General features: G+C 63.9%; 10 protein-coding genes. 4 read left to right on the forward strand and 6 right to left on the reverse strand.

Annotated elements, in window-relative coordinates; all coding sequences use genetic code 11:
- Window positions 1-15: 15 nt before the first annotated feature.
- Window positions 16-2,790 carry a phosphoenolpyruvate carboxylase gene (locus tag KCG44_RS05675; protein ID WP_218444848.1) on the forward strand — a complete coding sequence of 925 codons (2,775 nt, stop codon included), beginning with the start codon at window positions 16-18 and terminating at the stop codon, window positions 2,788-2,790.
- 109 nt (window positions 2,791-2,899) lie between these two features.
- Here KCG44_RS05675 and KCG44_RS05680 read toward each other — a convergent pair whose 3' ends face one another.
- A complete protein-coding gene (locus KCG44_RS05680; protein WP_218444849.1) occupies window positions 2,900-4,066 on the reverse strand; it encodes an SH3 domain-containing protein in 1,167 nt (388 codons plus the stop codon).
- Between the two features lie 283 nt (window positions 4,067-4,349).
- Window positions 4,350-6,668 (reverse strand): thiamine pyrophosphate-binding protein, encoded by a 2,319-nt coding sequence (locus tag KCG44_RS05685; protein ID WP_218444851.1) that lies wholly within the window; start codon window positions 6,666-6,668, stop codon window positions 4,350-4,352.
- 70 nt (window positions 6,669-6,738) lie between these two features.
- On the opposite strand from KCG44_RS05685, the gene KCG44_RS05690 reads away from it, so the two are divergent.
- Both KCG44_RS05690 and KCG44_RS05695 read left to right on the forward strand, forming a co-directional pair.
- On the forward strand, window positions 6,739-7,710 hold the full coding sequence (locus KCG44_RS05690) for an NADPH:quinone oxidoreductase family protein (RefSeq protein ID WP_218444853.1): 972 nt from the start codon (window positions 6,739-6,741) through the stop codon (window positions 7,708-7,710).
- A 23-nt stretch (window positions 7,711-7,733) separates the two neighbouring features.
- Window positions 7,734-8,678 (forward strand): bile acid:sodium symporter family protein, encoded by a 945-nt coding sequence (locus KCG44_RS05695; protein WP_369411932.1) that lies wholly within the window; start codon window positions 7,734-7,736, stop codon window positions 8,676-8,678.
- Here the strand turns inward: KCG44_RS05695 and KCG44_RS05700 are convergent.
- On the reverse strand, window positions 8,638-9,336 hold the full coding sequence (locus KCG44_RS05700; protein ID WP_218444854.1) for a DJ-1/PfpI family protein: 699 nt from the start codon (window positions 9,334-9,336) through the stop codon (window positions 8,638-8,640). The genes KCG44_RS05695 and KCG44_RS05700 overlap by 41 nt on opposite strands.
- A gap of 84 nt (window positions 9,337-9,420) precedes the next feature.
- Between KCG44_RS05700 and KCG44_RS05705 the strand changes: the two genes are divergently transcribed.
- A complete protein-coding gene (locus KCG44_RS05705; RefSeq protein ID WP_218444856.1) occupies window positions 9,421-10,416 on the forward strand; it encodes a GlxA family transcriptional regulator in 996 nt (331 codons plus the stop codon).
- Here KCG44_RS05705 and KCG44_RS05710 read toward each other — a convergent pair.
- Genes KCG44_RS05710 through mce form a run of 3 tightly spaced genes read right to left on the reverse strand, consistent with a single transcriptional unit; the run spans window position 10,358 to window position 12,718 of the window.
- Entirely contained in the window at window positions 10,358-11,389 is a 1,032-nt protein-coding gene (locus KCG44_RS05710) for a beta-N-acetylglucosaminidase domain-containing protein (protein ID WP_369411933.1), read from the reverse strand. The genes KCG44_RS05705 and KCG44_RS05710 overlap by 59 nt on opposite strands.
- Before the next feature lie 28 nt (window positions 11,390-11,417).
- Window positions 11,418-12,296 carry an acyl-CoA thioesterase II gene (gene tesB, locus KCG44_RS05715; protein WP_218444858.1) on the reverse strand — a complete coding sequence of 293 codons (879 nt, stop codon included), beginning with the start codon at window positions 12,294-12,296 and terminating at the stop codon, window positions 11,418-11,420.
- Window positions 12,293-12,718 (reverse strand): methylmalonyl-CoA epimerase, encoded by a 426-nt coding sequence (gene mce, locus KCG44_RS05720; RefSeq protein WP_218444859.1) that lies wholly within the window; start codon window positions 12,716-12,718, stop codon window positions 12,293-12,295. Before mce ends, tesB begins: the two co-directional genes overlap by 4 nt.
- Window positions 12,719-12,752 lie beyond the last annotated feature (34 nt).

The raw sequence follows: 12,752 nt of genomic DNA on the forward strand, positions 1-12,752 counted from the left end.
AGGAATGCCTGAGAAATGAACCTCGACGCCGCCAGCCTGAATACGCGACTGGGCGACCTTTACGATCGCACGCGTGAGACGCCGCTTTTCAATCCGGTCGCGCAACTGGGGTTCGAACTGTCGCGTGCGCTGGAGGAGGGAACCATCGATCTCGGCGCACTTTCAGCCGCCATCGATGCGATGAGCGCCGCTGCGTTTTCGGACCGCGCAGATCGCCTGCACGCGTTCGTTCGGCCGGACCCTGACAAAGCGGCTGAAGATGAACTGACGGCGCTGCTGCCCGCCAGGACATTGGCCAGTTTCAAGGCGCGCTGGGAGCGTCCCTTCCTCGGCTGTGTGTTCACGGCCCATCCGACATTCCTGCTGGCTGACCAGGATTACGCGGCGCTGGCTGCGGGTGAGACCTCACTGGGAAAGAGCCGCCGTGAAGGGCCCACGCTGGCCGATGAACACGGCGCCGTACAGGCCGCGCTTACCAGAGCAGGCGCGGCGCGCGATGTTATCAACCGGCGCGTATTCTCAAGCGCCCGCGCACAATTCGGTGCGGAGTGGCGCAAACTGCGCCCGCTGCCTTTCCGCTTCGCCACCTGGGTCGGCTATGACATGGACGGGCGCACGGACATCGACTGGGCGACACCGATCCGTTTCCGCATGCAGGAGAAGGTTCGCGCATTGACGACCTACGTCACGCGGCTGGCGGCGCTGGATGATGCAAAGCCAAGGATGGCTGAACTGGGGGAAGTGCTGACGCGGCTGAGGGCGGCGCTCTCCCATGCGGAGCGCATCGCGGATGCCTTTTCCCAAGATCTGAAGACACCGGATGCGATCAGCGCGGCGGCCAATCTGGCGACGAAAGCAGATCCCGATGCCCTGACGCGGTTGGCGGGCGTGATCGCGGCTTTGGAGGCGATCGCCGGCGACGCGGATGATGAACTGGCCGAGGACATTCTGGTGCTGACATCGGCCATGCGGGCCGAGCGCATGGGTGTGGGCACCGTGCATTTCCGGATGAATTCCAGCCAGCTGGACAATGCGATCCGTCGGCGGCTGGGCGGTGACCCGAATTTTTCCATGGGCAGCCGGACGGCGATTGCGCGGCTGCGCGACCTGATCGCTGCGGTGAAGCCGCTGGAAGTGAATTTCGCGGCGCTCGCCATCGAATCCACGACGGCAATCCGGCAGTTCATTGGCATTGCGCAGATGCTGCAGCATATCGACAGCGAAAGCGCCATTCGCCTTTTGATCGCGGAGACGGAGCAGCCGGCGACGGTGCTGTCCGCGCTGTATTTCGCGAAGCTGTTCGGGGTTGACGCAAAGCTGGACATCGCGCCGCTGTTCGAGACGAACGAAGCGCTGGAGCATGGCGGACGGTTCCTGGATTCGCTGCTGGCGGAGCCTGCCTATCAGGATTATGTCCGCGCGCGCGGACGGCTGTGTATCCAGACGGGGTTTTCCGATGCGGGTCGCTTCATGGGGCAGATCCCCGCCGCGCTTGCCATTGAGCGCCTGCAGGGACGGCTTGCCCGCCTGATGACGAAGCACGGGCTTGGCGATGTCGAGGCCGTGATATTCAATACGCACGGCGAGAGCATGGGCCGCGGCGCGCATCCGCTGACCATGCGCGAACGCCTGTCGCACCCGATGAGCGCATGGGCGCGGCGGCGCTTCGCCGAGAATGCAACGCCGCTGCTGGCGGAGGCGAGTTTCCAGGGCGGCGACGGGTATGTTTTCTTTGGTTCGGAAGACATGGCGCTGGCGACACTGACGCGGATTGCCGTGGAGCAGGCGGCGCTGGCCCCCGATCCTGCACAGCGCGATCCATTCTATCTGGAGACGGATGTCTCGCTCGACTTCTACCGCGATGTGCGCCGCGTGCAGGCGCGCCTGTTCCGCGCGCCAAGCTATAACCGCGCGCTGACGGCGTTCGGGCTGGGCCTGTTGCCGCAGACGGGATCGCGCAAGTCACGCCGCCAGACCGATGTGGCGAGCGACCGCGACATGACCCTGCGCCGCATCCGCGCCATCCCGCACAATGCGATCCTGCAGCAGCTCGGTTACCCGGTGAACGTGATCGCCGGTATTGGCGATGCGACGCAGAATGAGCGGGAGCGGTTTGCCGCGCTGTACGAACGCTCACCGCGGGCGCGGGAACTGCTGCGGCTGGTCGCGGCGTCGGACCGGCTGGCGAGTATCAAGACTCTGGTGGCCTATGGCAATGTGTTCAACGGCGCATATTGGGCGACGCGGCCCTATCGCGGCGGCGAGCCGGAACGTGAGGCGGCGTGTCTGGATCTGGCGGAGCGGCTGCAGGCCGACGACCGGACGGCCGCGTTTCGCGAGCTGGCGACCGTCCTGCGTGTGGACGGCCTGAAACTGCGGCGGCTGATGGACATGCTGCCCGGCGATTCGCTGCCGCCGCGGATCGAGGGCACGCGGCGCACATTGGGCGTGCTGCACGCGATCCGGCTGGCGCTGATGCAGCACATGTTCCTGAACGCCGCCGCCATCCCGCGCTTTTCCCGCCGGAACGATATTTCACGCGACGACATTATGGAAATGGTGCTGTCGCTGCGGATCGAGGATGCGCTGGAGCAGCTGCGCGCGGCCTATCCGGTCGAGGCGCCGTCGCTGAAGCGCTTCAGGGTCGAAGAGGCGACTGACTATCCAGATGATAACACACCGGAATATGGCCGTATCAATGAACGCTACATCGACCCGATCGAGCGGGCACATCGCATGATCCTGGACGTCTCGACGGCAATCGCGCATCAGTTCGGGGCGATTGGGTAGAAAAACGCGTACCGGCGATGTCCCGCAAAGGGGTGGAAAGCGGACTGGCAGCTTTCAGACGGCAAATTAATTATCAGGACATCCACTCGATCTTCGAGACCGAGACCTTCTACGAATCCCGGTCTTCAGACAGAAGCTCGACTGAACCTCGCCAAACCCATCCCTCGGGAAGCTCCTGCGTCAAAGGGTCAGCGTAGATGACGCGCAGCCACCGGCCTTTCCTCTCCTCAATCGCGAGCATTGCGTTTTGCCCCAGTCGCGCAATGCGTTCGGCCTCTTGCCCAGGCGCTTCCCGGACGTTGGCGGCATTGCGGACAAATGCCTTCGGCAGTTCCTCAATGCGCTTCAGTTCAGAAAGCGCTGAGGCTTCTGCAATCGCCGCTTCCATCTCCTGCATTTGCTGGCGAACTTCGATGCGCTCGACCGCCTCGGCGGTCTCATTGCCGCGCTTGCGATCGTCTGCGGTGTAGTCGCCCCAGCCTGCGAGCATTGCGTACATCGTGAAGACCATCCAGAGGAACTGGATTAGCTGCCACGCTTCGTAGACTCCCAGCGCCTTGCTATCTGCGCCCGGTTGATCGAGTTGCGTCCCAATTTCCAGGAAGGCCTGCGAGACCGACATCGCGTCGTTGAGACCGTAGGCGGTGCGCATCGACTCCCAAATCGTACTATCTCGGATGCCGCCTGAAAGTGCAATCTGGTCGAGGCTGGCAGTGGTTTCCGCCATCTTTCGCATGTGCTTGGCGAGGGCGGACTGAACCCCGAACGTGGCGGAAAGCGCGCCACCGGCGGGCAGGGCATCGCCAATGCCTCTAATGACATCGTCAGCGTAGGAACTGATCCCCTGGGTTGCTTTAATGAGGGCATATTGCTGTTCCGCAACCCGGTCCAGGATACCCATGTCTCGCATACGCTTCGATAGACCGGTGGAGGCTCCGACCAATTTCGAGATGGTCGACGAGATGTTGTCCTGAAATGCCTGTGCCGATGCTAGGCTTGTTACGTCAAAAGCTTTCCGGCGCGCCTCCTCGGCGTCCACATACTGTCGGACCACATCGGTTTGGTAAGATGACAGAAGGCCATTTCGTCTGCCAGTGCCAAGAAGTTCCTGCACCGCTGTGCCAATGCCTGAGCGGTCGAAGAGCTTCTGCCGCTCCTGCTCCTCTTCAAAGAAACGCCGCGCTGAGCCGCCCACTGCCGCGTCGAGCAGTTTCTGCTGCTTCCGATAATCCTCGATGAGCCTGCGGGCAGGACCGCCCGTGGCATTGTCGATCATGCGCTGGAGCTTTCGCTCTTCTTTGAAGGGGTCAAGCGAATCGGAAGACATCAGGGAAATATAGGGTCGAGGATGCTGCATTCCAGCAAATCAGGTAAGCCAATCATCCCAATGTCTGCATACGGACAATTTGCTGCTGTGCAGTGATGTCCGACATTGAGGCGCAGGGCCGACCTTAGGTCATGCCATTCGACCGTCTGCTTTGAGCGAACCAAGCCCTTAGTGTTTATGACCGAGATTAGAGTCGCTAGCGGACCCTGATTTTTATCAATTACGCCTCACCTTACCCCAAAAACAGATCCGCGGCGGCTTCCACGATCGCGTCCGCGTCCAGCCTATATTCGCGGTAGAGGTCGGGCAGGGTGCCGGTCTGGCCGAAGCGGTCCGTGCCGAGCGGGCTGACGCGCATGCCGGTGACGCTGCCGAGCCAGCTGAGCGCGGTCGGGGAGCCGTCGATGGCAGTGACGAGGCCAGCGCCGGGGGCGAGGCGTGAGAGGAGCGTCTCGGCGTGGCTGACGGGCTTCGCGCCGTCTTTCCAGCGCGCGGTGCGGCTGGCGCTGAAATCGCGGGCGAGCAGGTCTGCGGACGTGACGTTGAGGAGGCCGAGGCCGGGCACATCCTCCTTCAATATGTCATAAGCGGCGAGGACTTCGGGCGCGATGGCACCGGAAAAAGCGAGCGCGGCCTCGGCACCCTGCGCGGGCTCGCGCAGCCAGTAGCCGCCCTTGAGCGCGTCATCCTGCCAGTCGTCATTCGCGCGGACCTCCTGCGTGATCGAGCGGGTGGTCAGGCGCAGGTACGTGCTGCCGCCATCGTCCGCCTGCATATGTTCGAACGCCCAGCGCATCATGAGCGCGAGTTCGTCGGCGAAGGCGGGTTCGAAATAGGTAAGGCCAGGCTGACCCATGCCGATGAGCGGCGTGTTCAGCGACTGGTGCGCGCCGCCCTCCGGACCCAGCGTCAGGCCCGCCGGAGTGGCGACCAGCAGGAAACGTGCATTCTGGTAGCAGCCATAGTTCAGCGCATCGAGGCCGCGCGAGATGAACGGATCGTAGACCGTGCCGATGGGCATTAGCCGCGTGCCGAACAGCTGCCCACTGAGGCCCATGGCGGCGAGCATCAGGAACAGATTATTCTCCGCGATGCCGAGTTCGATATGCTGGCCCGCGTCGTGATAGCGCCACTTCTGCGCGGACGGAATCTTGGCGGCGCGGAAGACGTCGGGAACTTCGCCGCGGCGGAACAGGCCGCGCTGGTTTACCCACGCGCCGAGGTTCGTCGATACGGTCACATCGGGCGACGTCGTTACGATGCGGTTCGCAAGCTCGCTTTCGCCCTTGGCAAGGTCAAGGAGGATCTTGCCGAAGGCGGTCTGTGTGGACTGTTCCTTGTCCTTGGGCGCGGAGATGTCCGGGATGACGCTTTGCGCGGGACTGGGTGCGGGCTGCGGATTGGCGAGCGCGGAGCCGGCCATGAACGCCTTCAATTCGGCAGTGACATTGTCGCCAAGGCCTGCGAACGGTTCCCATTCCTCGCCGGGTGAAACCCCCATGTCGCCGCGCAGCGCCTCGATCTGGCTGGTGTTCATGAGGCCGGCGTGATTGTCCTTATGGCCCGCAAATGGCAGGCCGTAGCCCTTCACGGTGTACGCGATGAACATGGTCGGGACGTCGTCATCGGCGGCGGCGAACGCCTCCGCCAGCGATTCGAGGCAATGACCGCCAAGATTGGTCATCAGGTCCGCCAGCGCGGCGTCGTCATATTCGGAGATCAGCGCGTCGATGTCCGGCATATCGCGCCGCAGCCGGTCACGCCACGCGGCGCCGCCCTGATAGGTGAGCGCGGCGAAATCGGCGTTCGGGCAGGTGTCGATCCATTCGCGCAAGGCTTCGCCGCCGGGTTTGGCGAAGGCCGCGAGCTGGCGCTTTCCGTGCTTCAGCGTAATCACGCGCCATCCGCAGGTTTCGAAGATGTCGTCGAAGCGGCGGAACATGCGGTCCGCCGTCGTCGCGTCGAGTGACTGGCGGTTATAATCGACGACCCACCAGCAGTTGCGGATATTGTGTTTGTAGCCCTCGATCAGGCACTCGTAGATATTGCCCTCGTCAAGTTCGGCGTCGCCCATCAGGGCGATCATGCGGCCCGCCGCGCCCGCGTCCATCTGGTCGTGCGCGATCAGGTAATCCTGCACCAGGCTGGCAAAGGCGGTAATCGCCACACCAAGGCCGACAGAACCGGTCGAGAAATCGACAGGAATCCGGTCCTTCGTCCGGCTGGGGTAGGACTGCGCACCGCCAAGTCCGCGAAAGCGTTGCAGCTGGTCAAGTTCCTGGTTTTCCAGCATGTAATGCGCAGCGTGCAGGACGGGGCCAGCGTGCGGTTTGACCGCCACGCGGTCCTGCGGGCGCAGGGCATGGAAGTAAAGCGCCGTGAAGATCGCGGTCATGGACGCGCAGCTGGCCTGATGGCCGCCGACCTTGATACCGTCGGGGCTTTCACGCAGATTATTGGCGTTGTGGATCGTCCATGCGGAGAGGAAGCGCAGGCGGCGCTCGATCAGTTCCAGCATCTGGACGGCGTCAGCGGAAATCTTGTTCGTCATGAGACAGCCCTTGACCCGAAACTGATCCTGATCGCAACAGGCTGATTGAGAGACTTTTCGGGAGATGGGTATGCGCGCGCTGATACTGGAGCGGACGGCAGCCGATTTCGCGGGTCTTTCACTACGGGATTTTCCTGTGCCTGCGCCCGCGGAAGGAGAGGTGGTGGTACAGGTGAAGGCCGCTGCGGCGACTTTCGTCGACCTCCTGATGTGCGCGGGCGCGTATCAGTTCAAACCCGGACTCCCCTATGTGCTTGGCGGCGATTTTTCCGGGCTGGTGGTCGGTGAAGGCACGCGCTTTGCCGCGGGCGATGCGGTGATGGGGATGAACCGGGGCGGCGCGTTTGCCACGCATATCGCGGTGCCGGAGCGGCAGCTGGCACCGAAGCCGGACGCGTTCGATTTCGCGCAGGCGGCGGCGTTCGGGCAATCCTATCTGACGGCCTATGTGGCGCTGGTTCGGCATGGCGGTCTGGCGGTGGGCGACTGGCTGCTGGTGCACGGTGCCAGCGGCGGTGTCGGGCTGGCCGCCGTCGACCTGGGGAGGCGCATGGGCGCGAAAATAATCGCGACATCGGCGTCCGATGAGAAACTGCAACTGATCGATGCCGAATATGCACCTGACGCGCTGCTGAATATTCGCGGTGGATTTCGCGAGCGGGTCAAAGAGATAACGGGCGGCGGCGCGGATATTGTCTATGACCCTGTCGGCGCGGACGTGTTCGACGAGAGCGTGCGCTGCGTGCGTTATGGCGGCAGATATCTGATCATTGGATTTGCAGGCGGGCGAATCCCGACGATTGCGGCCAACTATCCGCTGATCAAGGGATTCAGCCTGATCGGCGTGCGCGCGGGCGAGCATGGGCGGCGCTTTCCGGACAAGGGCAGGGAGGACCGGATCGCGCTTTCCGAAATTGCCGCGTCCGGCGGGGTGAGCCCACATGTCCATGCGCGGTTTGCGCTGGAGGACTGGCGCGCGGCGTTTGAGATGATGAAGCGGCGCGAGCCTGTCGGCCGCGTCATATTGGAGCCGGGCCGCTGAAGCGTTTCCGGCCTGATCCGTTTGTGACCGTGCTGATCCTGGCGGTTGTGGCGGCGTCGCTGTTGCCGGTCGAGGGCGATCTGGCGCGCGTGATGGATATCGCCGCGTACGGCCTGATCATGTTCATGTTCTTCTTTCATGGTGTACGCCTGCCCGGAAATGCGATTTTCAGGGCGTTCACCAACTGGCGGCTGCATGGCGGCATATTGGCGGTGACGTTCCTGCTGTTCCCGCTGGCGGGGATCGGGCTGTCGAGCCTGGCGTCGGCATGGCTGCCGGCCGGTGTCGCGGCGGGCCTGCTCTATCTGACGCTGGTACCGTCAACGGTGCAGTCTTCGGTCGCGTTCACGGCCGCCGCGCGCGGCAATGTTGCCGCGGGCGTGGCGGCGGCGGCGACGTCGAACATCGCCGGGGTCATCGTGACGCCGCTGCTGGTCGCGGGCCTGATGGGCGCTGCCAGTGTGGGAGCGGGCAGTGAGGGAGTTGGCGGCAATGCGACGCTGAAAGTGATTGGGCTGCTGCTGGTGCCGTTCCTGATCGGGCATCTTTCGCGGCGCTGGCTGGCGGAATGGGCGGCGGCGCGCAAATCGCTCCTGGGGATTACTGATAAGAGTGCGATCATATTGATTGTTTATACTGCTTTTTCCGCTGCCGTGCTGCAGGGAATATGGATACAGCTTGGTCCCCCCAGTCTTGCCATTCTGGTCGCGCTGAGCCTGTTGCTGCTGGGCGCCGTCAATCTGATCTGCTGGTATGGCGGCGCACGATTTGCGCGCGAGGACCGTCTGACGTTCCTGTTCTGCGGGACGCAGAAATCGCTGGCGGCGGGGGCACCGATGGCGAGCCTGCTGTTCGCCCCCGCGCAGGTCGGCGAGCTGTTACTGCCGCTCATGATCTATCATCAGGCGCAGCTGCTGCTTGCTGCGTTCATCGCGCCCCGCCTTGCCGCGCCGCCGCAATCTCCCTGATCTCCGCCAGGCGGTCGGCTTGACCGCGGACGCCCATGGCAGCCTCTGCCATGTGATAGATTTCGGGCCGGGCGGTGACGGGCGTGCCGCCGCCAAGCGGAGCGGGGTCATATTCAAGGGCGAGCTGCACGACCTCAGCCACGTCGCGTCCGTGCAGTCTTTCGATGATGCGAAAGCCAAAGTCGATGCCCGCGGTGACGCCGCCGCCCGTTATGAAACGGCCGTCCTCGACCACGCGCTCTTCGACGGGGATCGCGCCGAACAGGGCAAGCTGGTCCCGCCACGCCCAGTGGCTGGTGGCGCGCCTGCCCTGCAACAGTCCAGCAGCGGCGAGGATCAGGGAGCCGGTGCAGACGCTTGTGATGAACTTCGCGGATTCGGCCTGTTTCCGCAGCCATGAGAGCACGTCCTCGTCGCGCATAAGGGCGATGCAGCCAAAGCCGCCCGGTACGCAGATCATGTCGAGGGGCGGGCAGTCCGCCATCGTCACGGTCGGCGAGAAGCCGAGACCGAGATCGTCGACAATCGGTGACATGTCCCGGCCGATGAAATGTAGCCTGGCCCCCGGCATGCCGCCAAGAACCTGAACCGGGCCGGTCATGTCGAGCTGGGTCATATCGGCGTAGGGCAGGAATCCAATGTGGAACGCGTCTGGCATGTCTGGGTCTCCATGGGATGAACATGCGCACTAGCGCAAAATCCGGCTTGGCGGGAATGACATCTGTGTTGCATAAGCTGCCAAATGAAGACGATCATTGTCGTTCCGCGTGCGTTTCAGCTGCTTGACCTGAGCGGGCCGGCGTCGGTCTTTGGCGCGAGCGCGCAGGGACGAGGCGCCGACGACCGGGTCATCGCGGCATCGCAGGACGGCGGGCTGGTGACGTCGAGCTGCGGCGTCGCCGTGCAATCCACCGCGTTCGCCGATATCGAAGTCTGTGCCGGCGACATTGTGCTGGTTGCGGGCGGCGGTGCGCGCGGGATGGAGGCCCTGATGCGGGATGAGGCCGCGGGCACCTGGTTCCGCGCGGCGGCAAGGGTCGCGAAACGGCATGGGTCCATCTGCAGCGGTGCCTTTGCCTTGGCGGAATGGGGGATGCTCGACAGGCACCGGGTGACGACGCACTGGCGAAAAACCGCGAAACTGGCGGAAACTTATCCCGAGATCGACATCGATCGTGAAGCGATGTTCGTCGAGGAGGGGCGCTTGTGGACCTCCGCCGGGGTGACGGCGGGTATCGACATGGCGCTTGCCATGGTCGAGCGGGATCATGGGTCCGGGCTGGCCAACATGATCGCGCAAAGGCTGGTGCTGTCGGTCAGGCGGCCGGGGTATCAGTCGCAATATTCGCCGCTGCTGAAGGCGCAGGCGGATACGCGCTATGCCGGGCTGATCGGGTGGATATCGGCCAATCTGGACGCGGCGCTGGAGGTCGATGTGCTGGCGGCGCGGGCGGGCGAGACGCCGCGCAGTTTCCACCGCCACTTCCGCGCGGCGACGGGGAAGACACCCGGCGCATTCGTCGCGGCCGCACGGCTCGACCGGGCACGGCAATTGCTGGCGGAGGGGCGCTCCGTCAAGGCGGCGGCGGGCCTGTGCGGCTATGCCTCGCACGCGCAGTTTTCACGCAAATTCAGCGCATCCTTTGGCGTCGCGCCAAGCACCTACCGTGCGATGCACGCTACTGCGTCTGCACCTCCTCGGCCGTCATCCGATAGCCGCCGCCAAGAAAGGCGATGACTTCGCGCGCGGCGGGATGGTCGAAGGCGGCGTATTTCCGGGTCAGGCCCTCGCGGTTCACGCGTTCGATGCCCGCGTCCTGCAATGAAAGGACATCGGACAGGAGCGCCTCCGCGAGCGGGCCGGGATAAAGCGCCTGCGCGGCCGTGCGCATTTCGGTCAGATAGTCATAATCCGCGCCCTGGCGGTATGCTGCGGCGAGCGTGGCGGCGGGGAGCAGGCTGAGGTGCGGTTGCAGGGCCGGGTTGATGAAGTGACGCTGGACCTGTCCCGTGAGGGCGCCGCGCCCGGTCATGCCGCGCAGGTGCAGATGCGCCGACATTCGGGGGCCGTCATTGACCGGATAATTGTCCCACAGGGTCGGTTCGCGGCCAAGCTGCCGCGTGACGCGGGCGATATGCCCAAGCGTATATTCGCGGCTGCAGACCTCTGGCCCGGTCCAGAAAATCTCGACGCAGTTCGGTAGCAGCCCGGCGAGGGTTTCCAGATAGGCATCCGGGCGCCGACCGAAGGCGCGGTCCAGAACAGGGTCGTCGCTGTAATAGCTGGGGCAGGTCAGGAACTTGGCGTCGGTGGCTTTTGCGGCTTCTGAAACAATATCCGCCTGAATTTCGGCGAGATCGGGAATGTCCCCCTTCATGTCGTCGAACAGGATCGCGAAATCATCGAGACCGAAGGCGGAGAGCGTTTCCACCTGCCGGCGGAGCTGTGCGCGGCCCTTCGGAGTCCAGTCGAGATGCAGTTCGAACGGGCTGAGACCGATGCCGAAGCGGACGCCAGCGTCGCGGCAGGCGGCGGCGAACGTCCTGATGTCCGCGGCCTCCTCGGCCGGATGGTCCCGCGCCCAATCGCGGCGCAGATAAGCATCGGCCTTGGGGGCGTAGAGGAACGAGCCGTAGCCATAGGGCGCCAGCGTGCGCATGACATGGGCGCGATCCCCCCACGACCAGGGTGTGCCGAAATAGCCCTCCACAATCCCAAGGGGCGGGGCAGTGGTGGCACTACCCTCGCGGACGGATCAGGCCCTCTTGCGCGACGGACGCGACCAGCACACCCTCGCGGTTGTAGATCGAACCGCGATTGAGGCCGCGTGCGCCGCTCGCACGGGGGGAATCCTGCACATAAAGCAGCCATTCGTCAGCCTTGAAGGGTGCGTGGAACCACAGGGCGTGATCGAGGCTGGCGACCTGTACCTCGCCGGTGAACCATTGCAGCCCGTGCGGACGCTGGCATGTCGATAGCAGCGACATGTCGCTGGCATAGGCAAGCAGGCAGCGATGCACGGCCTGATCGTCCGGTACGGTCCCCTGCACGCGGAACCAGATGTTCTGCGCGGGCTCCCGGCCTTCACCGGGCGGCGAAGGATCGACGCGGCGGAAATCGATGGAGCGTTCGCGCGTGAAGCGGTCGCGGAACTGCGCGGGGACCATATGTGCGAAGCTTTCGCGCCACTGCGTTTCCGGCATCAGGTCTTCGGGAGCGGGCACGTCGGGCATGTCGAACTGATGTTCATAACCCTCTTCGGCAATCTGGAAGCTGACGGCCATGTTGAAGATCGGACGCCCGTTCTGGATGGCGACAACGCGGCGGGTCGAAAAGCTCTTGCCATCGCGGTCGCGCTCCACCTGGTAGATGACGGGGACGTCAATGGCACCGGGACGCATGAAATAGGCGTGCAGCGAATGGGCGGTGCGGTCGTCGGCGACGGTTCGACTGGCGGCGACAAGCGCCTGGGCGATGACCTGGCCGCCGAACAGGCGGAACTCGGCGTCGGCGGTGTTCTGGCCGCGGAACAGGTTCTCCTCGATGCGTTCAAGGTCGAGCACGTCCAGAAGCTCGGTCACCAGTTCCCTGGGTGTTTCGGGAAGTTCCTTGCTCACGCGTGCATATCCTCCGGCGTTTCCATCAACTCGATCAGGACGCCGCCCATATCCCTTGGATGCACGAAAATGATTGGCGTGCCGTGCGCGCCGATGCGGGGCTCGCCGGTGCCGAGAATTGTCGCGCCCTTCGCGCGCATCTCGTCACGGGCGGCAATGATGTCGTCAACCTCGAAGCAGACATGATGCTGTCCGCCCGCGGGATTCTTTTTCAGAAATCCGTGAATGGGGCTGTCATCGCCGAGCGGTTCGATGAGTTCGATCTGGCTGTTCGCGACGTCGACGAAGCAGACGCGGACGCCCTGTTCCGGCAGGTTGAATGGCTCGTGAATCCTGGTCGCGCCGAGAATGTCGCGGTAGAGTTTTATGCTGTCGTCGATTGAGGGTGTTGCCACGCCAACGTGGTTCAGGCGACCGATCATGCGCCGGGGTCCTTCCTGTATCGCAATTTGAGAC

It is taken from the genome of Pacificimonas pallii (assembly GCF_019204005.1).
Classification (GTDB): domain Bacteria; phylum Pseudomonadota; class Alphaproteobacteria; order Sphingomonadales; family Sphingomonadaceae; genus Pacificimonas; species Pacificimonas pallii.

Excerpts from the sequence above, each read along its gene's own strand:
- KCG44_RS05680 (WP_218444849.1), bottom strand. The coding sequence starts at position 4,066 with ATGATCGACAATGCCACGGGCGGTCCTGCCCGCAGGCTCATCGAGGAT.
- KCG44_RS05690 (WP_218444853.1), top strand. The coding sequence starts at position 6,739 with ATGCGCGCGCTGATACTGGAGCGGACGGCAGCCGATTTCGCGGGTCTT.
- KCG44_RS05685 (WP_218444851.1), bottom strand. The coding sequence starts at position 6,668 with ATGACGAACAAGATTTCCGCTGACGCCGTCCAGATGCTGGAACTGATC.
- KCG44_RS05675 (WP_218444848.1), top strand. The coding sequence starts at position 16 with ATGAACCTCGACGCCGCCAGCCTGAATACGCGACTGGGCGACCTTTAC.
- KCG44_RS05705 (WP_218444856.1), top strand. The coding sequence starts at position 9,421 with ATGAAGACGATCATTGTCGTTCCGCGTGCGTTTCAGCTGCTTGACCTG.
- KCG44_RS05700 (WP_218444854.1), bottom strand. The coding sequence starts at position 9,336 with ATGCCAGACGCGTTCCACATTGGATTCCTGCCCTACGCCGATATGACC.
- mce (WP_218444859.1), bottom strand. The coding sequence starts at position 12,718 with ATGATCGGTCGCCTGAACCACGTTGGCGTGGCAACACCCTCAATCGAC.